Below are 22334 nucleotides of genomic sequence, written 5' to 3'. Positions count from 1 at the left end.
TACGGTGCGCGCCGTGGGTGACCCCGGCGCCGGTGCGGACCCCGCCGGCCCCGGTGACGCCGCCGGCCTCGCCGGGCGGGCGGACGAGATCGCGCGGCTGCGCGGCCTGCTCACCGGGTCCGGCCCGTGCGCCGTGCTGGTCACGGGCCCGGCGGGCGCCGGCACGTCGGCGCTCGTCCGTGCCGTCGCCGACAGGCACGACGGACAGGTCCACCGGGCCCGCGGCGCGTCCTGGGAGGCGGGCCGGGCCGGCGGCGTCCTCGCCCAGCTCGTGCCTGGCGTCGCGGTGCCGGGGACGGACGCGTTCGCCGCGGCGAACGCGGTCGCCGGCGCGTGCGGTACCGGGGCCCGGACGCTGCTGCTCGTCGACGACGCGCACGAGGCCGACCCGTGGTCGCTGCAGGTGCTGTCCACCCTGACCGGGCACCACCCCGGGCTCGACGTGACGGTCGTGCTGGCCGCACGCCCGGCCGACGCGGGCCCCGGCGTCGCCGACCTCCTCCGGCGGGTCGCCACCACCGAGATCGCGCTGCGCCCGCTGGACGCGACCGCGGTCGGCGCGATCGCCACCGCCCACGGCGTCCCGCTCGACGTCGCCGGAGCCGACCGGCTGGCCCGGCACACCGGGGGCCGCCCCCGCCACGTGCTCGCCCTGCTGGCGGAGCTGCCCCCGCACGCCTGGTCCGACCCGCACGCCCGGCTGCCCGCCCCACCGGAGGTCGCCACGTCCGTGGCGCAGCGCCGGGCCGCGCTGTCCGGGCCCGCGCGGGCGCTCCTCGACGTGGTCGCCGTCCTGGACCGGCCCGCCGAGCCCGACGAGATCGGGGCGGTCACCGGGGACCCCGGCACCGTCCTCGCGGCGCTGGCGGAGAGCGCGCGGGCCGGGCTCGTCGCCCGGGCGGGGAGCCGGTGGGGCCCGGCGGCGGCGCCGGCCGACCCGATGGTGCGCGCCGCCGTGCTCGACCTGCTCGGGCCCGACGTCGTCGCCGCGCTGCGCCGCCGGGCCGGCGAGTTCGTCGACGACCCGACCCGGCGGCTGACCCTGCTGGCCGGCAGCGTCCCCGGCCGCGACGACGGCCTGGCGGCCGAGCTCGACACCCGGGCCGGCGAGGAGGCCGGGGCCGGTGCCTGGAGCACGGTCGCTGCGCTGCTCACCGAGGCGTCGCGACTGACGACCGAGCGCCGATTGCGCGAGGAACGTCTGGTCCGGGCGGTGGACGCGCTGGTCGGGGCGGGGGAGTGCCGGGCGGCGGAGGCACTCGTCCCGGTCGTGGAGGCCACCCGGGAGACGCCGCTGCGGGGCGCGGTGCTCGGCTACCTGGCGGTGCTGCGCGGGCAGGCCGACACCGCGTCGGCCGGGCTCGGACGGGCCTGGGAGCAGGCCGGGACCGGAGGGACCGACCGCGCCGTCGCGGCGCTCGTCGCGCAGCGCTACGTGCTGCACGCGCTGGCCCGTGGCCGGGGCGAGGAGCTGGTGACCTGGGCGGACCGCACGATCGCGCTGGCCGGCCCCGACACCCCGCACGCGGTGGAGGCGGCGGCGATCCGCGGGCTCGGACTGTCCGCCGCGGGCCGCCCCGACGAGGCCCGCGCCGCGTACGAGGCGGTGTCGGACCGGGTCCGGCACGGCGCGCAGGCCCAGCGCGTCACGATGGGCCGGGGCTGGCTGCACCTGCTGCAGGACGACCTGGGCCGGGCCCGGGCCGACCTGGAGAGCGCCGTCCCGACGACGGTGCTCGGCGGCTCGTCCCGGATCTCGCTGTGGGCGCTGGCCTGGCTCGCCCGGACCCGGTTCCTCGCCGGTGACTGGGACGGGGCGCTCCGGGCCGCCGGGCAGGGCCGCGAGCTCGCCGGACGGACCGGGATCGCCCTGGTCACGCCGCTGATCGAGTGGACGGCCGCCCAGGTGCACGCGCTGCGCGACGAGCCGGAGCGTGCGGAGCGGGCCGCACTGGCCGCGGAGGCGGGCAGCTCGGAGTACGAGGTCGCCCGGGTCCCGGCCCTGCTGGCACGCGCCCAGCTGGCCGAGGTCCGCGCCGACTACGCCGCCGTGCTGCGGGCGCTGGAGCCGCTGCACCGGTCCGCCGGCACCGGCAGCACCGACGAGCCGGGCTGGTGGCCGTGGACCGACATGTACGCGAACGCCCTGGTCGTCACCGGCGACCTCGACGCGGCCGAGGAGTTCCTGCGGCCGCACGAGCGCCGCGCCGCGCTCCGCGGCCACCGTTCGACGCTCGCCCGGCTCGGGTACGCGCGGGGCCGCCTGCTCGGCGCCCGCGGCGAGCACGACGCCGCGTGGCCGGCGTTCGAGGAGGCGTTGCGCGTGGCGGACCGGCTGCCGCACCGCTACGACCGCGCCCGCGTCCGGTTCGCCTACGGTCAGACGCTGCGGCGGGCCGGCAAGCGCCGGGACGCCGACGCGATGCTGTCGGCGTCCCGGGAGATGTGGGCGGGCCTCGGCGCGACGGTCTACGTGCGGCGCTGCGACCGGGAGCTCAAGGCGGGCGGGGTGCACGCGGGCGCCCGCGCCGAGCGGGGGCCCGCCGACCTGACGCCGCAGGAGCGGGCGGTCGCCGACCTCGTCACCGGGGGACGCACGAACCGGGAGGCGGCGGCCGAGCTGCAGGTGTCGGTCAAGACCGTCCAATACCACCTGACCCGCATCTACGCCAAGGTCGGCGTGCGGTCCAGGGCGGAGCTGGCGGGGCGCCTCAGCGGCGGATGAGCGCGGGCCGCCCGGCGGCGCGGCGGTGGTGCAGCACGACCAGCGGGCGGACGGCGAGCGCGGCCGCGGCGAGCAGCAGCGTCACCGGGGCGGGGGCGGTGGTCACCGAGACGATCGTGGCGGCGGCGAGCAGCACCATCAGCAGCCCGGCCAGGAGGACCGGGCGCAGTGCGACCCGGCCTGCCGTCCGGTCGGGCGACGGGGCGGCACGGAACATGCTGACCACCTCCTGATCGACGCGCCTGATCGACGCGGTGTGCACGTCCCGAACAGCGAAGTTCGGTCCGGCTAACTCTACGCCTCGTCGTGCCTGTCGCAAGGGGCGGGCGGCTCCGGCTCGCGACGATCACCGGCGTCACCTATCGTGCCCGGCACGTCACACCTGGTCGTGTGACGAGTACCGCAACGGGGGGTGGCGAGTGACGGCTGGACCGGTCGTGGACGACCCGTCGTCACACGTGCTCACCGTTCCGGTGAGCGACGAGCAGCTCTGCGAGTCGGTGTCGGAGTTCCTCACGACCGGGCTGGCCCGGGGCGAGCGCGTCGCCTACTTCGACGACGACACCGCCGACGCCGTGCTCGCCCGGATGGACGAGGACGGCGTCGACGTCCGCGGGCCGCTGCGCAGCGGGCAGTTCCAGCTCGTGCCCGGCGAGTTCACCCGGGCCGCACTGCTCGCCCCGCTCGACGAGCTCGGCGGCGTGCTGGAGCACAACATGCAGGCCGCCGTCGACGACGGCTGGGCGGGCCTGCGGTTCACCGGCCAGATGGACCACGGCCTGCGGCGGCCCGGCGGGCAGGCGCTCGACGAGTACGACCGCGTCCTCGCCGACGCGGTCCGGGGCCGTCCGGTGCACGCGCTGTGCGTCTACGACCACCTCCGCTACCCCGACGACCTGATCGCCCACATGCGCGCGGTGCACGACGCCGAGATCGGCGGGACCCCGCTGCTGGACGACACGCTGCTGCGGATCACCGAGCTCGGCCCGGCGCACCTGCGCCTCGCCGGCGAGGTCGACCACGGCAACCGGCCGCAGGTCCGCCGGGTGCTGGGCCGGGTCCTGGACCGGATGGTGCGCGGCGAGATCGAGGCCGACACCGTCGTCGCCGATCTCGGGTCGCTGCGCTTCTGCGACGTCGCCGCCGCGGTCAGCGTGGTGCACGCGGCCGAGGAACTCCCGGCGACGCTGCGGCTGCGCCTGGAGAACGTCCGGCCCGGGGTGGCGCGGCTGCTCGACCGGTGCGGTGCGGGCTTCGCGAGCCGGCTCGACGTTTCGATCGGGGAGCGCAGCCCGCTCCGCACCGCCGACGCCCTCGAACTGGCGGGCGGGGCGGCGGGATGAGCGGTCTGCGGCACGTCCTGTGCTGGTACTCCGGTGAGGCGGACCTGCACGCGCGGCTCGGTGACACGGTGCTGGCCACCCTGCGCGACGGCGGCTCGGTGGCCGTGGAGCTGCGGCCGTCGACCGAGGTGGCGTTGCGCGGGCGGGTCGCCGCCGAGCTGGGCGCCGACGCCGTCGCCGGGCTCCTCCGGCTGCCCCGCGACACCGGTCCGGACGGCCCGTCCGGCCAGACCCAGGTGGCCCGGGCGGCGCGGGTCCTGCGCGAGCGGGTGGTCGAGGCCGGCCCGGTCACCGTGGTGTCCGAGCACGCCGCCGGTCACGCCGGCCCCGGCGGCGCCTACTGGACCGAGGTCGAGGCCGCCGCCGAGGTCGCGCTGGCCGACCTGCCGGTGCAGCTGCTCTGCTGGTTCCCGCAGGAGGTCGCGGCGCCGGTCGCCGCGGCGGCCCGGGCCGCGCACCCGCTCGAGGACCGCGACGGCGCCGTGGTCGGGTCGTCCGCGCACCGGGACCCGCGGAGCCTGCTCACCGACCGTCCCGCCCCCGTCCCGGCCGAGATGGGACCGCCGGTGACGGACCTGCCGTTCGACGCCGTCCGGCTGCGCGAGGTCCGGTCCGCCGTCGACGGGGCCCTGCGCGGGCAGGGGTTCCCGCAGGCACGCTCGGAGGACGTGACCGTCGCCGTCAACGAGATCGCCACCAACGCGGTGCACCACGGGCCCGGCACCGCCCGGCTGATGATCTGGACGCCGCCCGGCGAGGTCGTCTGCGAGGTGCACGACACCGGCCGGCTCGACGACCCGCTCCCCGGCCTCGCACCGCCCGACCCGCGCGCGCCGCACGGCCGCGGCATCTGGATCGCCCGCCAGCTCTGCGACCTGCTGCACGTCTGGAGCGACGACGGCGGCACGCACGTCCGGGTCCGCGCCGCGGCCTGAGCCGCGCCCCGGTCAGCGGGTGTCGAGCACCCGGAACGACTCGACCAGCGCGCCGTGCGGGAACCCGGCGGCCCTGGCCTGCGACCCGGCCCACCGGGCGATCATGTCGTCCAGCTCGGTCATGTGCGCGGTCTGGCTCTCGTGCGCGCGCAGCGCCGCGATCTTGCGATCGACCGTGGCGGTGATGTCGACGTGGACGTCGACGCGCCGCGACGACGCCGCGTCGTCCGACCCGCCGCCCAGCACCCACACTTCCGGCACCGTGTGCGCCTCGAACCCGTCGGCGGCCAGCTCCGGGAACGCGTAGGGGTTCCGCGCGTCCGGGTACACCGCGCACATCGACGCCTCACCGGTCGCGGTGTGGTCGGGGTGGCTGCCGTACATGTTCCCGAGGTCACGGACCGGCGGCTGCACGACGACGCGGTCCGGGCGGGTCCGCCGGATCACCCGCGCCAGGTCGCGGCGCAGCTCCAGGGTGACGGTGAGCCTTCCGTCGGGGTAGCCGAGGAACACCAGGTCGGTGACGCCGACGGCGGCCGCCGCCTTGCGCTGCTCGGCCTGCCGGATCCCGGCGATGTCGGAGCGGGCGACGTCGGGGTCGAACCCGCCTGCGTCGCCGTCGGTGACCAGGCAGTAGGTCACCGCGACACCGGCGTCGGTCCAGACGGCGACCGTGCCGCTGCACGAGAAGTCGATGTCGTCGGGATGGGCGGCGATCACCAGGGCGCGTTCGATCCGGGTGTGGCTGCGGTCGTCGGTGGCGGTGCGCTGCTCGTCGTCGGTCACCCCGACATGATCGGGCACACGGCGCCGGGCGGCACCGCGGATCCCCGCCGCGGGTGCGGCGCGCCGCGGAAACGGGCGGCGGACCGGGCGCCGGCGCGGCAGGGTGGGGTCGTGCTCCCCTCGATCACCACGCCGGTCGACGCCGGCCTGCTCCACGGCGCCCTCGACTCCACGCCCGGCCCGGCCGGGCTGGTCCCGCACCGCCTGCCCCCGGCCGCGCGGGCCCGGAACACCGATCCGCAGCTGGCCGGTGCCGAGTCCCAGCCGTCCGGGGTCCGGGTGGTGTTCCGGACCGCCGCGACCGTCGTCGAGCTGGAGACGGTGCGCACCCGGGTGGGGCTGGCCGGTGCGCCGTTGCGTCCGGACGGGGCCTACGACCTGCTGGTCGACGGGGTCCCCGCCGGCTCCGCGCCGACCACCGGCGGGCGGCTGCACATGATCGACCCCGCGACGGGTGCGGCGGAGACGACCGACGGCCCGCCCGGCACCGTCCGGTTCCCGCTGCCCGGCCGGTCGGCGCTGGTCGAGATCTGGCTGCCGCACAACGAGATGACCGAGGTCGTCGCGCTGCGCACCGACGCCCCGGTCACGGCGGTGCCCGCGGGGGACCGGCCGGTGTGGCTGCACCACGGCAGCTCCATCAGCCAGGGCTCGAACGCGGCCGGGGCGAGCACGACCTGGCCGGCGCTGGCGGCGCGCTCCGCGGGCGTCGAGCTGCTGAACCTGGGGTTCTCCGGGGCGTGCCTGCTCGACCCGTTCGTCGCCAGGGCGATCCGCGACACCCCGGCCGACCTGATCAGCGTCAAGATCGGCATCAACGTGGTCGGCGCGGACCTGATGCGGGTGCGTGCGTTCGGCCCCGCGGTGCACGGGTTCCTCGACACGATCCGCGACGGCCACCCGGACACTCCGCTGCTGGTCGTCTCGCCGGTGCTGTGCCCGATCCACGAGGAGACCCCGGGCCCGCTGGCACCGGACGTCACCGACGGCACGCTGCGGTTCCGTGCCACCGGCGACCCGGCCGACGTCGCCGCGGGCCGGCTGACCCTGCAGGTGGTCCGGGAGCAGCTGGCCGGTCTGGTCGCGGCCCGGGTGCCCGAGGACCCGAACCTCGGCCACCTCGACGGCCGCGAGCTGTACGGCGAGGCCGACGCCACCGAGCTGCCGCTGCCCGACCGCCTGCACCCCGACGCCGCGACGCACGAACGGATGGGGGAGCGGTTCGCCCGGGCCGTGTTCGGCCCGGGCGGCGCGTTCGCCCCGGTCTAGTTGATCTGGTCGACCTGGTTCTGGAGCCGGTCCTCGAGCTCCCGCACGCACTGGTCGACCGCGGACTGGTCCCCACCGGACTGCTGCACGCACTGCATCAGCTGGCCCTGGTCCACGCTGTTGAACACGTTGAACGAGAACACGAGCAGCACGGCCACGACGATCGCGAGCAGCAGCCCGACGATGCCGAGCACGAGCCCGGTGATCGCGACCCCGCGGTTGTTCGCGACGCCCTTCGACGCGCGGACGATGCCGAGGATGCCCAGCCCGATCGCCACGAGGCCGAGCAGCCCGCCGATCAGGAAGATGCCGCTGAGCACGGCGAGGATGCCGAGCACCAGCGCGGCGATCCCGACGCCGTTGCGCGGAGGGGCGGCCGGTCCGCCCGGGCCGCCCGGGCCGTAGCCGGGCCCGGGTCCGTAGGCCGTCCGGTCCGGGTACGCGCCGTGCTCGGCGTACCCCTGCCCGTACTGCTGCCGGCCGTACTGCTGGGTGGGTTGCTCGGACGCTCCTTGCTGCTGCGGGTCCTGCGGGTCGCCCGGCTGACCCGGGTACGGCGGTGGGCTGCTCACGGTGGTCCTTCCCGACCGGCCCCGGGCGGGAGGCACCCTGCCCGGGCCGTGCTGCTGACGGTGTTGCGGGCGATGATCCCGGCAGCCGGGGGCCGGGTCCAGGACAAACGCCCGTCCGGCGCGCCTGCGCCCTGCACCGGACGGTGGTGGGATGCCCCTCGTGAGCGGAATCGACGAGATCGAGGAGTGGACCCGGGCGCAGCGCCGGGTGATCGACCTGGTGCGGGACCTGCCCCTGTCCCGGTCGGAGCAGCGGGTCCCGGCGTGCCCGGACTGGACGGTGCGGGACCTGTTCTCGCACATGGTCGGCCTGGGGGCGGACGTCGTGCGCGGCGACGAGCCCGAGGACCACCACGAGGGGTGGACGGCCCGCCAGGTGGAGCAGCGCCGTGACCACGACGTCGCGACGCTGGTCGGCGAGTGGGAGTCGCTGACCGGGCCGGTGCGGGAGTGGATGGCGGCGCACACGACCCGCCCGCTCGGCGACGTGATCATCCACGAGCAGGACCTGCGCGGCGCGCTCGGCGAGCCGGGCGCCCAGCACACCCCCGGACTGCACGCGCTGCGCGAGAAGTTCGCCGGCCGCTTCGGGGGCGGGCTCGGCGACCTCCCGCCGATCGCGCTGATCGGTGACGGCTGGCGCTGGGTCTCCCGCGGCGACGAGGCGGATGCGGCGGTCGCGATCCGCACGACCGACTTCGAGCTGGCGAGGGCCCTGGTCACCCGCCGGTCCGCGGCGCAGCTGCGCTCCTGGACCGAGCGCGGCGACGTCGCGCCGTACCTCGGCGCGTTCGCCCTGCTCGGGTCGCTCCCGGACCGGGACCTGACCGAGTCCTGACCGAACCCTGACCCGCCCCGCCCCGCCGGCCCCGCGCCGCTCGTGCCGCTCGTGCCGCTCGTGCCGCGCCGCTCGTGCCGCTCGTGCCGCGCCGTGCCGCGCCGCTCGTGCCGCTCGTGCCGCGCCGCGCCGTGCCGCTCGTGCCACGCCGCTCGTGCCGTGCGCCACGCGTCCGCCCCTCGCCGAGATGCAGCTCAGCGCGAATTGTCGATCATCCGACGACGCTGAGCTGCATCTCGGCGAGATCCTGCGTTCCGCGGAACGCGACACGGAGGGGCGTGTCAGGACCGTGACGTGACACGGTCCTGACACGGGGTCCAGACTGTGCGGTGTGAGCGTGCACCCCACCCACCCCGTCCCCGCCCTCGACGACGCGCTGGCCGGGCGCGCCGTCGAGCGCGTGCGCCGCTGGACCGAGCGCACCGGCACCGATCCCGTGGGCCACGGCCGGTCTGCGTCCCCGGACCCGACGGCGCGGCTGGCCGCCCTGATGCACGACCCCGCCGGGGTCGACTTCACGCTGCGCTTCGTGGACCGGGTCGCCCGCCCGGCCGACGACCGGGTCGCCGCCCGCGAGCTGGCCCGGCTCGCCGGGGCCGGGGCGGACCTGCCGTCGTTCGTCGGCGGGCTCGACCGGCTGCTGCTGCGCGCCGGCGGCCGGCTGGCGCCGGCGCTGCCGCACGTCGTCGTCCCCGCCGCGCGGGTGCGGCTGCGCAGTCTGGTCGGGCACCTCGTCGTCGACGCGGGCGGGCGGTCCCTGGCGGGACGGCTCGCGGCCGCCGAGGCGGACGGGCACCGGCTCAACCTGAACCTGCTCGGCGAGGCGGTGCTCGGCGAGGCCGAGGCCGACCGGCGCCTCGAGCGGACCATCGCCCTGCTGCGCCGCCCGGGCGTCGACCACGTGTCGGTGAAGGCGTCGTCGGTCGCGTCCCAGCTGGTCCCGTGGGACCTGGAGGGGAGCCGGGACCGGCTCGTGCAGCGGCTGCTTCCGCTGTACCGCGCGGCCCGCGACCACGGCGTCTTCGTGAACCTCGACATGGAGGAGTACAAGGACCTCCACCTGACCGTCGCGCTGTTCACGACGCTGCTGTCCCGCCCGGAGTTCCGCGACCTGCCCGCCGGGATCGTGCTGCAGGCCTACCTGCCCGACTCGGTCGCCGCGCTCTACGAGCTGGGGGCGTTCGCCGCACGCCGCGCCGCCGGTGGCGGGGCACCGGTCAAGGTGCGCCTCGTGAAGGGCGCGAACCTCGCCATGGAGCGGGTCGACGCCGGCGTCCACGACTGGGCGCAGGCGCCGTACGGGACGAAGGCCGAGGTCGACGCCAACTACGTCCGGCTGCTCGACCGCGCGATCGGCGGGCACCGGGTCCCGGGCGGCGCCGCGGCCGGGGGACGGCACCCGCTGCGCCTGGGCGTCGCGTCGCACCACCTGCACCACGTGGCCCTCGCGCTCGAGCTGGCCGACGCCCGCGGCGCCCGTGCCCAGCTCGACCTGGAGATGCTGCAGGGCATGGCCCCGGCGTTCGCCCGCGCCGTCGCGGGGGACCTGCCGGAGTCCGGGCCGGGGTCGAAGCTGGTGCTCTACACACCCGTCGTGCACCGCGGCGACTTCGACACCGCGGTGTCGTACCTGGTCCGGCGGCTCGAGGAGAACGCGTCGCCGGAGGGCTACCTCTACGCCCTGTTCTCCCCGGACGCCGGCCCGGCGTCGTACCGGGACCGGTTCCTCGCCTCGGTCCGCGACCGCGACACGGTCGCCGACACCCCGCGCCGCACCCAGGACCGGACGGTGGAGGCCCCTGTCGGGAAGGACGGGCCGGTGGGCGACGCACCCGTCATACCGGGCTTCCGGAACGAGCCCGACACCGACCCGTCCCTGCCCGCGAACCGGGTGTGGGCCCGCCACGCCGCCACGACCGCCGCCGGCGGTGCGGTCGCGGTGCCGCGGGTATCTGTGGTCACCGACCCCGCCGAGGTCGACGCCGCCGTGCGCCGGGCCGCGGCCTCCGGCTGGCGCGACGTGCCCGCCGCGGAGCGGGCCGCCGTCCTGCGTCGCGCCGCACGGGCGCTGGCCGCCGCCCGCGGGACGCTGCTCGCCGTCATGATCGCCGAGGGCGGCAAGACCGTCGCCGAGGCCGACCCCGAGATCTCCGAGGCCGTCGACTTCGCCGCGTACTACGCCGAGCGCGCCGCCGAGCTCGCCGGTGCCCCCTTCACCCCGGACCGGGTCGTCGCCGTGACCCCGCCGTGGAACTTCCCGGTCGCGATCCCGCTCGGCGGCTGCCTGGCGGCGCTGGCGGCGGGCGCGCCCGTCCTGCTCAAGCCCGCCCCGCAGGTGCGGGCGTGCGCCGAGGCCGGGGTCGCCGCGCTGCACCGCGGCGGTGTCCCGGCCGACGCACTGCAGCTGCTCCCGGCCGACGAGGGCGACGCGGGACGGCGGCTGGTCACCCACCCCGGGGTCGACCGGGTGGTCCTGACCGGCGCGTCCGAGACGGCCGCCCTCTTCCGCTCGTGGCGGCCGGACCTGAACCTGGTCGCCGAGACCAGCGGCAAGAACGCGCTGGTGATCACCCCGGCGGCCGACCCCGACCTGGCCGTCGCCGATCTCGTCCGCTCCGCGTTCGGGCACGCCGGGCAGAAGTGCTCGGCGGCCTCGCTGGGGATCCTGGTGGGCCCGGCCGCGACCGGCTCGGCGACGGGGCGACGGCTGCGCCGCCAGCTCGTCGACGCCGTCCGGAGCCTGCACGTCGGCCCCGGGACCGACCTCGGCTCGACGACCGGGCCGCTCGTCGGCGAGCCGTCGGAGAAGCTGCACCGTGCGCTGACGACGCTGGAGCCGGGGGAGCGGTGGCTGGTCGCGCCGCGGCGGCTCGGCGAGCGCCTGTGGTCCCCGGGTGTCCGGGCGTGGGTGGCGCCGGGCAGCTGGTTCCACCGCACCGAGTGCTTCGGCCCGGTCCTCGGCCTCATGGCGGCCCGCGACCTCGACGAGGCCATCGCGTTCCAGAACGGCACCGGCTTCGGTCTGACCGGCGGCATCCACTCCCTCGACGAGGACGAGATCGCGTACTGGTGTGCCCGCGCCGAGGTCGGCAACGCCTACGTGAACCGGCACATCACGGGCGCGGTCGTGCAGCGGCAGTCGTTCGGCGGATGGAAGGGGTCGGTGCTCGGCCCGGGTGCGAAGCCGGGCGGGCCGAACTACGTCGCCCAGTTCGGGACCTGGCACGACACCCCCGCGCCGGCCCCGGCCGAGGCGCATGCCGGGGACGCGACGCCCGGGCGGGCGGCCCGGCGGGTGCTCGCCGCGGCGTCCGGCCTGGACCCGGCGGAGCGGGACCGGCTGCGCCGTGCGGCCGCATCGGACGCCGTCGCCTGGCGGGACGAGTTCGCCGTGGAGCACGACCCGACCGGTCTGGCCGCCGAGTCGAACGTGTTCCGCTACCGGCCGCTGCCCGCGCTCACCGTCTGGGCGGGCGCCGGCACCACCCGCGCCGACGTCCTGCGGGTGCTCCTCGCCGCGGCGACGGCGGGTGTCCCGGTACGGCTGCACGGGCCCGCCGTCCCGGGCGGCCCGCTGCCCGGCGGCGTCCACGACGGGCAGCACCTGGAACCCGTCCCCGGCGAGCGGATCCGCGCGCTGGGCGAGGTGCCCGGCCCGCTGCGCGGCGCTGCGGCACGGGCCGGGGCGTCGATCGTGGACGCCCCGGTGCTCGCCGACGGGCGCCGCGAGCTGCTCACCGTCCTGCGTGAGCAGGCGATCAGCCGCACCCGGCACCGGTTCGGCCACATCGAACGCCGCTGATCCGTGCCGGGCGCTCCCTGCGGGCCCGCGCCGGGGTTACGGTCGTTGCATGGTGCTGCGAGCGCGGGACGTCATGACCGAACGCGTCGTCACCGTGTGGGCCGACGCACCCCTGTCCCGCGCCCAGGAGCGGATGGCGGAGGCCCGCTTCTCCGCCCTGCCCGTGGTCGACCGGCGGTTCTCGCTGGTCGGCGTGATCAGCCTCGTCGACGTCCTGCGGCACCGGGACGATCCGAACGCGACCGTCGGTGACGCCATGACCGAGCAGGTCGTGACCGTGCAGGCCACCACCTCGGTGTCCATCGTGGCGCACCGGATGCGGGTCTACGGCGAGCTGCGCCTGGTCCCCGTCGTCCAGCGGGGCGGGCTGCTCGGGGTGATCACCCGCAGCGACCTGCTGCGGGCCCGCCGCGAGGGCGGGATGTTCCGGAAGGCGGCCCGCCTGTTCGGCGGCGCCGGGATCAGCGGCCCCCTGCCCGAGGCGATGGCACCCCGGGGCGCGGGCCGGGTCGGCGGGCGGCCGGTCTCCTCGCTGCGGGTCTCCGACGTCATGACCGACGGCGGGCTGGTCGCCGTCCCGCCCGGCCTCGCGCTCGACGAGGCCGCCGAGGTGCTGCTGTCCTACCGGTACACCGCCGTCCCGGTCGTGGACGACGACGACCGGCTGCTCGGCGTCGTCTCCGAGGCCGACCTGATGGCGGGGTCCACCTACGGCGGGCGCCGGACCCGGGCCAGCACGGTCGCCGGGGTGATGACCTACGACGTCGAGACCGTGCACCCCGGCGACCCGCTCGCCGACGCCGAGCAGCTGCTGGCCGAGCGCGGCTTCCGGGTGATCCCGGTCGTCGACGACGACGGCGTCCTGGTCGGTGTGATCAGCCGCAGCGACCTGCTCTGACCGCTCAGCCGGCCGGGAGCGGCGCCGTGGGCACCGTGGGCGCCGCGGGGGCCCGCACGTCGTGGCACTTCTCCGCGGCGTCGGCGACGGTCAGCGAGAACGCGGCCGGGTCCTGCAGCGCCTGCTGCGGCAGGGCCGTCAGGTCGAGATAGCGCTGCACGCACGCGAGCTGCGCACGCTCGTCGGCCGGGGTGAGCGGCGGGTCGGGCGGGGCCGGCTGGGCGGCGGCGATCCCGGCACCCGCGGCCCCGAGGCCGAGGACGAGCACGGTGACGGTCACGGCGCGGACGAGACTCTGCACGGCGGTCCTGCTTCCTGCGCCCGGAGGGGCGCGATCGGTGGCATCGGCTGCACCGCGGGGAGCGACCGCCGCCCGCCTCCGGCCGCGGCCGGTCCGTCGAGTCTGACCCCGGGGCCGCTCCGCCGTACGCCGGCCGACCTGGTCGGGTGACACCCGGAGGGGTCGAGCCGCCTACCCGAGCGCGATCGCCCGCCCCGCCTCGCGCCCGGAGAACAGGCAGCCGCCGAGGAACGTCCCCTCCAGCGACCGGTAGCCGTGCACCCCGCCCCCGCCGAACCCGGCGACCTCGCCTGCCGCCCACAGCCCCGGTACCGGCGAGCCGCCGCCGTCGAGCACCCGGCCGGACAGGTCGGTCTGCAGCCCGCCGAGGGTCTTGCGGGTGAGCACGTGCATCCGGACGGCGATCAGCGGCCCGGCGGCCGGGTCGAGCAGCCGGTGCGGCGGCGCCGTGCGGGCGAGCTTCTCACCGAGCGTGCGGCGCGCGTTGTGGATCGCCATGACCTGCAGGTCCTTGGTGAAGGCGTGGTCCATCTGCCGGTCGCGGGCCACCACCTGGCGGCGGATCGCGTCGACGTCGAGCTCGGGGGTGCCGCCGGTGAGGCGGTTCATCCCGGCGACGAGCTCGTCGAGGGTGCCGGCGACGACGAAGTCCGCCCCGCGTTCCATGAAGGCCTCGACCGGCGCGGCCGCCCCGGGCCGGACCCGGCCGAGCGTGGCGCGGACGTCCTTGCCGGTGACGTCGGGGTTCTGCTCGGACCCGGAGAGCGCGAACTCCTTCTCGATGATCTTCCGGGTCAGGACGAACCAGGAGTGCTCGTACCCCGTCGCGCGCAGCGCCCCGAGGGTGCCGAGGGTGTCGAAGCCGGGGAAGTTCGGCGCCGGCAGCCGCCGTCCGGTGGCGTCGAGCCACAGCGACGACGGACCGGGGATGATCCGGATGCCGTGGTTCTCCCAGACCGGGGAGTGGTTCTGCACGCCCTCGGTGTAGTGCCACATCCGGTCGGAGTTCACGATCCGCCCGCCGCTGCGCCCGGTGATCGCGAGCATGCGGCCGTCGACGTGCGCGGGCACCCCGGACACCATGTGCGACGGCGGCGTCCCCAGCCGGTCGGGCCAGCTCGCCCGCACGAGGTCGTGGTCCCCGCCGATCCCGCCGGAGGTGATGAGCACCGCCCCCGCCCGGACGGTGAACTCGCCGATCACGTCCCGGTTGGTCGCGGCGCCCCGCTCGGCGCCGTCGGGGGCGAGCACGGCGCCGTGCACCCCCTCGACGACCCCGTCGGTGAGGGCGAGCTCGTCCACCCGGTGCCGGAACCGCAGCGTGATGCGGCCGGCGTCGGCGTGCGCGCGGACCCGCCGGACGAACGGCTCCAGCACACCCGGCCCGGTGCCCCAGGTCAGGTGGAAGCGGGGTACGGAGTTGCCGTGCCCGTCGGCGAGGTGCCCGCCGCGCTCGGCCCAGCCGACGACCGGCAGCCACCGCACCCCCTGCTCGTGCAGCCACGCCCGCTTCTCACCGGCCGCGAAGTGCACGTAGGCCGTCGCCCACTGGCGGGCCCAGAAGTCCTCGCCGGACGGGTCGTCGACGCCCCGGTCGAACGCGGCCGACCCCAGCCAGTCCGACAGCGCCAGGTCGGCCGAGTCCCGGATCCCGGTGCGCCGCTGCTCGGGGGTGTCCACCAGGAACAGCCCGCCGAGCGACCAGAACGCCTGGCCCCCCAGGTTCTGCTCCGGCTCCTGGTCCAGCACGATCACCGAGCGCCCGGCGTCGGCGATCTCGGCGGCGGCGACCAGCCCGGCGAGCCCGGCCCCGACCACGATGACATCGGCGTCCATGGCGCGATCCTGCACGATCGGAGCTACCCACGGGTAGGGCGGATCCGCCGGGCATGCTGGACGCCGTGACCCCGCATCCCTCCCCGGCCGATCACACCGCCGCCCGCGAGTCCCTCTGCACCTGGTCGCGCCGGATGGTGCGCGACGGCCTGGTCGTCGGCACGTCGGGCAACCTGTCGCTGCGGACCGGCGACCTGATCGCCGTCACACCGTCCGGGGTGGACTACGAGACGATGACCCCGTCCGACGTCGTGCTGGTCGACGACGCCGGCACGGTCGCCGCCGGGGACCGCGAGCCGACCAGCGAGCTCGCGCTGCACCTGGCCGCGCACGCCCGCCCCGGCACCACCGCGGTCGTGCACACCCACTCGCCGGCGGCCGTCGCGACGTCGCTGCTCGTGGACGAGGTCCCCCCGGTGCACTACCAGCTCGCCATGTTCGGCGGGTCGGTACGGGTCGCCCGGTACGCGCCGTTCGGGAGCGACGAGCTCGTCGCGAACGCCGTCGCCGCCCTGGGGGACTCCACCGCGGTCGTGCTCGGCAACCACGGCACGCTCGTCCTCGGCGACACGCTCGGCGCCGCCTACGACGGTGCGCGCCAGCTCGAATGGCTCTGCGAGGTGTGGCTGCGCGCCCGTGCCGCCGGCGAGCCCCGGCTGCTGTCCGCCGCGGAGATCAGCGAGGCGGTACGGCGGTTCGCAGTGCAGAAGCGGCGGGTGCGGGCGACCACACCCGGGACTCGGTGACCACCGCCGTCACGAGGTCGTGCGGTGTCACGTCGAACGCCGGGTTGTAGACGGGGGTGCCGGGCAGCGTGACCAGCGCCCCGCCGTGCTCGCGGACCTCGGCGGCGTCGCGCTCCTCGACGACGATCCCGTCGCCGGTCGGGGTCCCCGGGTCGACGGTCTCCTCCGGCGCCACGACCACGAACGGGACACCGGAGCGGGCCGCGGCGCAGGCCAGCATGTAGGTGCCGATCTTGTTCGCGACGTCGCCGTTCGCGGCGATCCGGTCGGCCCCGGCGAGCACGACGTCGACGAGGCCGCCTGCGATCGCGGCGGGCCCGGCGGAGTCGACGCACAGCCGGTGCGGCACCCCGGCCCGCGCGAGCTCCCAGACCGTCAGCCGGGCGCCCTGAAGCAACGGCCGCGTCTCGCAGGCCAGCACCTCGGCGAGCGCGCCGCGCTCGTGCAGCCGCAGGATCGCGCCGAGGGCGGTGCCGACGGCGCCGGTGGCGAGCGGTCCGGTGTTGCAGACGGTCAGGGCGCGGAGCGGCCGGTCCGGGCACCGCTCCTGCAGCAGGTCGGCGGCGCGGCCGGCCGCGGCCGCGTTGGTGCGGGCGTTGTCGTCGGCGGCCGCGCGCGCCTCGGCCAGCACCGCGGCGGGTCCGCCGTCGAGCGCGCCCAGTGCCCGCCGGACCCCGAGCGAGAGCGGCACCGCGGTCGGCCGGGCCGTCGCGATCCGCTCGGCCGCGGCCCGTACGGCGGCGACGGCGACCGGGGTGGCGGTCCCGTGCACGTGGGCGGCCAGCGCGACGCCGAACGCACCCGCCAGCCCCAGGCTCGGGGCTCCCCGCACCGCGAGCGAGCGGACGGCGTCGATCACGCCGTCGACGGTGGTCAGGTGCAGGTGGGTGGTGTGGTGCGGCAGCGCCCGCTGGTCGAGCAGGACGACGGCCGGTCCGCCGTCGCTCTCGTCCGCCCAGTCCACGATCCGCATCGGTACCCCTCCCGGCCCCGGGCCGGTGCCGACGCCCCTCGCGACGGTACCCGGCCTCAGCGCCCGGGCGGGGCGACGCGGTAGACGGCACCGGCGTCGTCGTCGGTGACGTAGACGGCGCCGTCCGGGCCGGTGACGGCCGCGACGGGGCGGCCCCAGCGCGCGCCCGACGGGTCCTGGAACCCGCCGACCAGCGTCTGCTGCGGTCCCATGCGGCCGTCGGCGTAGGGGAAGAACGCGACCTCGGGCGCCCGCGGCGGGTCGGCGTTCCACGACCCGTGCACGCCGGCCAGCGCGCCGCCGCCGAACGGGGCGGGGAGCGCCGCCGAGGTGAAGGCCAGCCCCAGCGGGGCCGAGTGCGCCGGGAACGTCTGCTCCACCGGTGCGAGCGCCCCGCAGTCCAGCTCGCGGCCACCCGGGTTCATCTCGGCGTCGGCGACCTGCGGGACGTCGGTGAAGTCCTGGGCGCTGCCCTGCACCCCGGGATCGGTGTCGGGTTCCGGGTTGCAGTACGGCCAGCCGAGGTTCCGGCCCGGCGTCAGCTTCGCGAGCGACTCGGCCGGGTGCGCGGTCACGTACTCGTCGATCACCTCGCCGAACGACGAACCGGTGGCGTCGCCGTAGGGCCGGTCGTAGGGGTAGGGCACGTTGTCGCGGCCGTTGACCGCCGACCACACCGCGCCGTCTGGCGCGACCGCGAGCCCGGTCCCGTTCCGCACGCCGACGGCGAACGGCTCGGCAGGCCCGCCACCCGGCGGCACCCGCAGGATCGACGCCCGCGGCGGGGTGGCGTCGAGGTCCTCCACCGAGATGTTCCCGGTCGAGCCGATCGACACGTAGACCGCGCCGTCCGGACCGGCCGCGACGGACTTCAGCTCGTGGCCGTAGGCACCGCGCAGGTCGGGGCTGTTGGCGTCGGGCAGGCCGTCGGCGACGACCTGCTCGCCGGTCGCCGCGCCGCCGGCGTAGGACCAGGACGCGACCCGGTCCGACTCGGCGACGTAGAGCGTCGCGCCGTCCGGGGAGAACGCCAGCCCGTGCGGCTGGGTGAGGCCCTCCAGCAGGGGGCGCTGCCCGCCCGAGGGGTCGAGGAGCAGGACCCGGCCCTCGTCCGGGACCGACACCAGCAGGTTCCCGTCGGGCGTCCACGCGGCGAGCCGGGCGTTCGGGACGCGGGCGAACACCGACATGGTCCAGCCCTGCGGGACCAGTGCCTCGCGGGGCTGGTCGAACGGCCCGGTCGCCATCCCGTCCGGCACCGCGACCTGCGCCGGGACCAGATCCGCCGCGGCCGCGCCGACCGGTGCCTCGCTGCCCGACACGGCGTTGGTGACCGGGTTCGGGCCGGTGCCGCAGGCAGCGACGACAGCGACGACGGGGAGGCAGGCGAGTGCGGCGAGCCGGCGGCGGGTGTGCCGGAGCGGCCGGGAGGGACGGGTCGGGGGCCCGGGCCGCCGAGCCCGGTCGTGCGCCGTGATCCGCATGATACGGACGTTACGGGCGGGACGGCCGGGCCGCGCGGCGGGCCCGGCCTCCGGGCCCGCTCCCGCTGCGCCGCACCGCCCGCCGGGTCAGGATCGGGGCATGCGCCTGACGCTGCACGCCCGCGGACCGCAGCCCGCCGACGAGGTGTGGGAGCGCTACGCCGTCCCGGCCCGCTGGCCGGAGTGGGCGCCCTACATCGTCGGCGTCGACTGCTCGGACCCGCGGATCCGGGCGGGCTCCACCGGCCACGTCCGCGGCCCCCTGGGCACCCGGGTCGCGTTCGCGGTGACCACGGCCGACGAGGACGCCCGCACCTGGGCGTGGGACGTGGCGGCCGGCCCGCTGCGGCTCTCCCTCGGCCACGGGGTGCGGGCGTCCGGGCGGGGGACGCGCACCTGGCTGACCGTGGACGGGCCGGCCGCCGTCGTCCTGCCCTACGCGGTACCGGCCCGCGTCTCGCTGGAGATGCTGGTCCGCCGCCCGGCCTGAGCGAGGTGGTCGCGGGCCAGCGCGGCGAACCGCTCCGGCACCTCGATCTGCGGCATGTGCCCCACCCGTCCGAAGACGTGCGTCGTGACGTGCGGCAGCGCCCGCGCCGCCGCCCGCAGCTGCGCGACCGGGAGGATGACGTCCCGCTCGCCCCAGACGACGAGGGTCGGCCGGGGCGCCCGCGCGGCCGCCGCGAGCAGCGCCGTGCGCCAGCCCGCCCGCACACCGCGGATCGTGCCCAGCTCGGTGGCGATCTCCAGGAAGGTCTGCGCGAACTCCGGCCGCCGCCCGATCTCCAGGCCCCGCCGCACCCGATCCTCGGTGACCAGGGACCGGTCCACGAACAGCGAGCGCTCGGTCTGCCGGGCGGCGCGCTCGTCGAACCGGCCCATCAGGAACCGGCCGAGCACCGGCACCCCGAGGATGCGCAGCGCCGGTGTCACCTCGGACCCGAACCCGGCCGGGTCGGCGAGCACCAGCGACGCGACCCGCTCGGGACGCCGCACCGAGATCAGCAGGGCGACCGCGCCGCCCAGCGAGTTGCCCATGACGTGTGCCGGGCGGGTCTCGCCGAGCGCGTCGAGGGTCGCCACGGCGGTGTCGGCGAGCTTCTCCATCGTGGCCGGGCCCGGGACCCGGTCGGAGTACCCGAACCCGCCGAGGTCGGCCGCGATCACCCGGTACCCGGACAGCAGGTCGTGCTGGGCGTCCCAGTCCTCCAGGCTGCGCCCGATGCCGTGCAGCAGCAGCACCGGCTCGCCCGCGGGGTCGCCGGACTCGCGGACCCGGATGCGGGTGCCGCCGACGTCGACGAGCCGGGTGGCGGGCAGCGCGTCCCCGCTCACCGGGCACCCGCCGTCGCCGGCCGTCGCGCGGAGGCGCCGAGCAGCCGGGAGAGGAGCGTCATGCCGTGCGCCGGTGCGATCCGGGCCAGCGCGTCCGGGATCCGTGCGCTGGCACCGATCAGCAGCCGGGGCCTGCGCTTCGCGACCGCCTCGACGATCAGCTCGGCGGCCCGGTCCGCCGGGAAGGTGAGCAGCTTGTCGAAGTCCCGCTGGCCCTTCTCCGCCTCCGCGGCGGGGATGTTGACCCCGACCCGCGCCGAGCGCGCGATGTTCGTCCGGATGCCGCCGGGGTGCACCGTGGTGACACCGGCACCGACCTGCGCGAGCTCGGCACGGAGGACCTCGGAGAAGCCGCGCAGCGCGTACTTCGACGACGAGTAGGCCGACTGCCCGGGCGGCCCGATCAGGCCGAACAGGCTGGACACGTTGACGACGTGCGCGCCGGGGCGTGCGGTGAGGGCCGGGAGGAGGGCGTGCGTGAGCCGGACCGGGGCCCGGAAGTTGACGTCCATGACCCAGTCGAACTCGTCGAGGGTCAGCCGGGCGAAGTCGCCGCCGAGCGCGACGCCGGCGTTGTTGACGAGCAGCCGGACCTCCGGGTGCCCGGCGAGGATCCGGCCGGCGAGCGCGTCGACGGCGTCGCGGTCGGCGAGGTCGACGGTCTCGGTCGTCACCGACAGGCCGGGGTGCCTGTCCCGGATCGCGGTGGCGACGGTCTCGAGCCGGTCGCCGTCGCGGTCGGCCAGGACGAGGTCGCTGCCGCGTTCGGCGAGGAGCCGGGCCACGTGCTCGCCCATGCCACCGGCGGCACCGGTGACGACGGCGGTGCCCTCGGCGAAGCGGAACGGGGTGCGGCTCACGAGGCCACCTCCTGCGTCTCGGTGGGGGCGTCGGCCGCGATGCCGGCGACCGACGGGCGGGGCACCGCGGCGGACCGGGCGCCGACCGCGGACGCCGGGGTGAGCAGCATGTCCTTCTTCAGGTCGGCCCGGCCGAGCCCGACGGCGTCGAGGAAGAAGTTCTGCCGCAGCCGCCACGGGTCCGTGCGGCCCTGCCGCGGGAAGAGGTGCTCGGAGCGCTTGACGTAGCCGGACGCGAGGTCCAGCAGGGGGCGGTCCGGCGAGACCGTGGGCGCGGGGGTCGCGACGGCGACGCGCTCGCGGTCCATCATCCCGAGCAGGCGCGGCACGTAGCGGGCGACGAGGTCGGCCCGCAGCGTCCAGGACGCGTTGACGTAGCCGATGCAGAACGCCAGGTTCGGCACGCCGGAGAGCATCAGGCCGCGGTAGGTGACCGTCTTGCCGATGTCGACCTGCTCGCCGTCGACGTGGATGGTCATGCCGCCCAGCGGCTTCAGGGACAGCCCGGTCGCCGAGACGACGACGTCGGCGGGCAGCTCCTCACCGGAGCGCAGCCGGATCCCCTTCTCGGTGATCCGGTCGATGTGGTCGGTCACGACCGAGGCGCGCCCTGCGTTGATGGATCTGAAGAAGTCGCCCTCCGGGATCACGCACAGCCGCTGGTCCCACGGTTCGTAGCTGGGAGTGAAGTGCCGGTCGACGTAGGACTCGTCCTTGAGGAACTTCAGGGCGAGACCGCGCAGGACCTTCTTCACGCGCTCCGGGCGGCGGCGGGCGAGCTGGTAGAACGCCTGGGTCAGCGTCACGTACTGCAGCCGCAGGATGTGGTGCGCGACCTTCGCGGGCAGGTACTTCCGCAGGCGGTCGGCGATCGGGTCGGTGCTCGGCAGCACCGTCAGGTAGGACGGCGAGCGCTGCAGCATCGTCACGTGCTCGGCCTGGTCGGCCAGCGACGGGATCAGCGTCACCGCGGTGGCGCCGGAGCCGATGACGACGATCTTCTTCCCGGCGTGGTCGAGGTCCTCGGGCCAGAACTGCGGGTGCACCCAGGTGCCGGCGAAGTCCTCGCGGCCCGGGAACTCGGGCTGGTAGCCGGCGTCGTAGTCGTAGTAGCCGGAGCACATGAACAGGAACGCGCAGGTGTAGGTGCGCGGGCCGTCGGCGGTCTCGGTGCGCACGGTCCAGAGCGCGGCCGCGGAGTCCCAGGAGGCGCCGACGACGCGGTTGCCGAACCGGATCCGGTCCAGCGCGCCGTACTCGCGGGCGGTGTCGACGATGTAGCGCCGGATGTCGGCGCCGTCGGCGATGGACTTGCGCTCGCGCCAGGGCCGGAACGGGTAGGCGAGTGTGAACATGTCCGAGTCGGAGCGGATGCCCGGGTACCGGAAGAGGTCCCAGGTCCCGCCGACGTTCTCCCGGCCCTCGAGGATCGCGTAGTCCTTGCCGGGGAGCTCCTGCTGGAGCCGGCAGGCGGCACCGATCCCGGACAGACCGGCACCGACGATGATCACGTCGTGGTGCTCGGGCCCGGCGGTGGCGCCCGGCCCGGGCGTCGCGGTGGGCTGCGTCATTCCAGCGGCCTCCTGTCTGCGCTGTTCGTGCACCGTCTGCGGTGATGGTGTTCGCTGCGG

General features: G+C 76.5%; 19 protein-coding genes. 9 read left to right on the top strand and 10 right to left on the bottom strand.

Annotation, left to right across the window (positions count from 1 at the left end):
• Positions 1-13 precede the first annotated feature (13 nt).
• On the top strand, positions 14-2725 hold the full coding sequence (locus tag PP1_RS03215; RefSeq protein ID WP_139323868.1) for a helix-turn-helix transcriptional regulator: 2712 nt from the start codon (positions 14-16) through the stop codon (positions 2723-2725).
• On the opposite strand, the gene PP1_RS03210 is transcribed toward PP1_RS03215, so the two are convergent.
• Positions 2712-2942 (bottom strand): hypothetical protein, encoded by a 231-nt coding sequence (locus tag PP1_RS03210; RefSeq protein WP_083697116.1) that lies wholly within the window; start codon positions 2940-2942, stop codon positions 2712-2714. The genes PP1_RS03215 and PP1_RS03210 overlap by 14 nt on opposite strands.
• A gap of 37 nt (positions 2943-2979) precedes the next feature.
• Here PP1_RS03210 and PP1_RS03205 point away from each other — a divergent pair, with 37 nt between their 5' ends.
• Both PP1_RS03205 and PP1_RS03200 read left to right on the top strand, forming a co-directional pair.
• A complete protein-coding gene (locus tag PP1_RS03205; RefSeq protein ID WP_083697117.1) occupies positions 2980-4068 on the top strand; it encodes an MEDS domain-containing protein in 1089 nt (362 codons plus the stop codon).
• Positions 4065-5003 carry an ATP-binding protein gene (locus tag PP1_RS03200; RefSeq protein ID WP_075314185.1) on the top strand — a complete coding sequence of 313 codons (939 nt, stop codon included), beginning with the start codon at positions 4065-4067 and terminating at the stop codon, positions 5001-5003. The genes PP1_RS03205 and PP1_RS03200 overlap by 4 nt, the downstream gene beginning before the upstream one ends.
• A 12-nt stretch (positions 5004-5015) precedes the next feature.
• Here the strand turns inward: PP1_RS03200 and PP1_RS03195 are convergent, their stop codons facing one another.
• Entirely contained in the window at positions 5016-5789 is a 774-nt protein-coding gene (locus PP1_RS03195; RefSeq protein ID WP_249265976.1) for a PIG-L deacetylase family protein, read from the bottom strand.
• 111 nt (positions 5790-5900) lie between these two features.
• Here PP1_RS03195 and PP1_RS03190 point away from each other — a divergent pair, with 111 nt between their 5' ends.
• Positions 5901-7058 carry an SGNH/GDSL hydrolase family protein gene (locus PP1_RS03190; RefSeq protein WP_060576151.1) on the top strand — a complete coding sequence of 386 codons (1158 nt, stop codon included), beginning with the start codon at positions 5901-5903 and terminating at the stop codon, positions 7056-7058.
• Here PP1_RS03190 and PP1_RS03185 read toward each other — a convergent pair.
• Entirely contained in the window at positions 7055-7630 is a 576-nt protein-coding gene (locus PP1_RS03185) for a DUF4190 domain-containing protein (RefSeq protein ID WP_010229320.1), read from the bottom strand. The two genes, PP1_RS03190 and PP1_RS03185, sit on opposite strands and share 4 nt — an antisense overlap.
• A 151-nt stretch (positions 7631-7781) precedes the next feature.
• Between PP1_RS03185 and PP1_RS03180 the strand changes: the two genes are divergently transcribed.
• The 3 genes from PP1_RS03180 (at position 7782) to PP1_RS03170 (ending at position 13168) form a co-directional block, all read left to right on the top strand.
• Entirely contained in the window at positions 7782-8468 is a 687-nt protein-coding gene (locus PP1_RS03180) for a maleylpyruvate isomerase N-terminal domain-containing protein (protein WP_010229323.1), read from the top strand.
• Positions 8469-8799: 331 nt separating this feature from the next.
• Positions 8800-12270 (top strand): bifunctional proline dehydrogenase/L-glutamate gamma-semialdehyde dehydrogenase, encoded by a 3471-nt coding sequence (locus PP1_RS03175; RefSeq protein WP_075314186.1) that lies wholly within the window; start codon positions 8800-8802, stop codon positions 12268-12270.
• Positions 12271-12319: 49 nt separating this feature from the next.
• The gene (locus PP1_RS03170) at positions 12320-13168 is read left to right on the top strand and encodes a CBS domain-containing protein (RefSeq protein ID WP_010236938.1); all 849 of its coding nucleotides are present in this window, start codon (positions 12320-12322) and stop codon (positions 13166-13168) included.
• Between the two features lie 4 nt (positions 13169-13172).
• Here the strand turns inward: PP1_RS03170 and PP1_RS03165 are convergent, their stop codons facing one another.
• On the bottom strand, positions 13173-13469 hold the full coding sequence (locus PP1_RS03165; RefSeq protein ID WP_010236940.1) for a hypothetical protein: 297 nt from the start codon (positions 13467-13469) through the stop codon (positions 13173-13175).
• 171 nt (positions 13470-13640) lie between these two features.
• Entirely contained in the window at positions 13641-15305 is a 1665-nt protein-coding gene (locus tag PP1_RS03160) for an FAD-binding dehydrogenase (protein ID WP_010236942.1), read from the bottom strand.
• Positions 15306-15358: 53 nt separating this feature from the next.
• Between PP1_RS03160 and PP1_RS03155 the strand changes: the two genes are divergently transcribed.
• A complete protein-coding gene (locus PP1_RS03155; RefSeq protein ID WP_010236944.1) occupies positions 15359-16051 on the top strand; it encodes a class II aldolase/adducin family protein in 693 nt (230 codons plus the stop codon).
• On the opposite strand, the gene mtnA is transcribed toward PP1_RS03155, so the two are convergent.
• Both mtnA and PP1_RS03145 read right to left on the bottom strand, forming a co-directional pair.
• Positions 15981-17024 carry an S-methyl-5-thioribose-1-phosphate isomerase gene (gene mtnA / locus PP1_RS03150; protein WP_060572140.1) on the bottom strand — a complete coding sequence of 348 codons (1044 nt, stop codon included), beginning with the start codon at positions 17022-17024 and terminating at the stop codon, positions 15981-15983. The genes PP1_RS03155 and mtnA overlap by 71 nt on opposite strands.
• A gap of 56 nt (positions 17025-17080) precedes the next feature.
• Entirely contained in the window at positions 17081-18508 is a 1428-nt protein-coding gene (locus PP1_RS03145) for a PQQ-dependent sugar dehydrogenase (RefSeq protein ID WP_010231417.1), read from the bottom strand.
• 100 nt (positions 18509-18608) lie between these two features.
• Here PP1_RS03145 and PP1_RS03140 point away from each other — a divergent pair, with 100 nt between their 5' ends.
• Positions 18609-18998 (top strand): SRPBCC family protein, encoded by a 390-nt coding sequence (locus PP1_RS03140; protein WP_010231415.1) that lies wholly within the window; start codon positions 18609-18611, stop codon positions 18996-18998.
• Here the strand turns inward: PP1_RS03140 and PP1_RS03135 are convergent.
• The 3 genes from PP1_RS03135 to PP1_RS03125 are packed head-to-tail and all read right to left on the bottom strand — an operon-like array spanning position 18944 to position 22274.
• Positions 18944-19843 (bottom strand): alpha/beta fold hydrolase, encoded by a 900-nt coding sequence (locus tag PP1_RS03135; protein WP_010231412.1) that lies wholly within the window; start codon positions 19841-19843, stop codon positions 18944-18946. The genes PP1_RS03140 and PP1_RS03135 overlap by 55 nt on opposite strands.
• A complete protein-coding gene (locus PP1_RS03130) occupies positions 19840-20703 on the bottom strand; it encodes an SDR family NAD(P)-dependent oxidoreductase (protein ID WP_010231410.1) in 864 nt (287 codons plus the stop codon). Before PP1_RS03130 ends, PP1_RS03135 begins: the two co-directional genes overlap by 4 nt.
• The gene (locus tag PP1_RS03125) at positions 20700-22274 is read right to left on the bottom strand and encodes a flavin-containing monooxygenase (protein ID WP_010231407.1); all 1575 of its coding nucleotides are present in this window, start codon (positions 22272-22274) and stop codon (positions 20700-20702) included. The genes PP1_RS03130 and PP1_RS03125 overlap by 4 nt, the downstream gene beginning before the upstream one ends.
• Positions 22275-22334 lie beyond the last annotated feature (60 nt).

This window comes from Pseudonocardia sp. P1 (genome assembly GCF_000178675.2).
Lineage (GTDB): Bacteria > Actinomycetota > Actinomycetes > Mycobacteriales > Pseudonocardiaceae > Pseudonocardia.
This window is presented reverse-complemented; position numbering and strand designations above follow the sequence as displayed.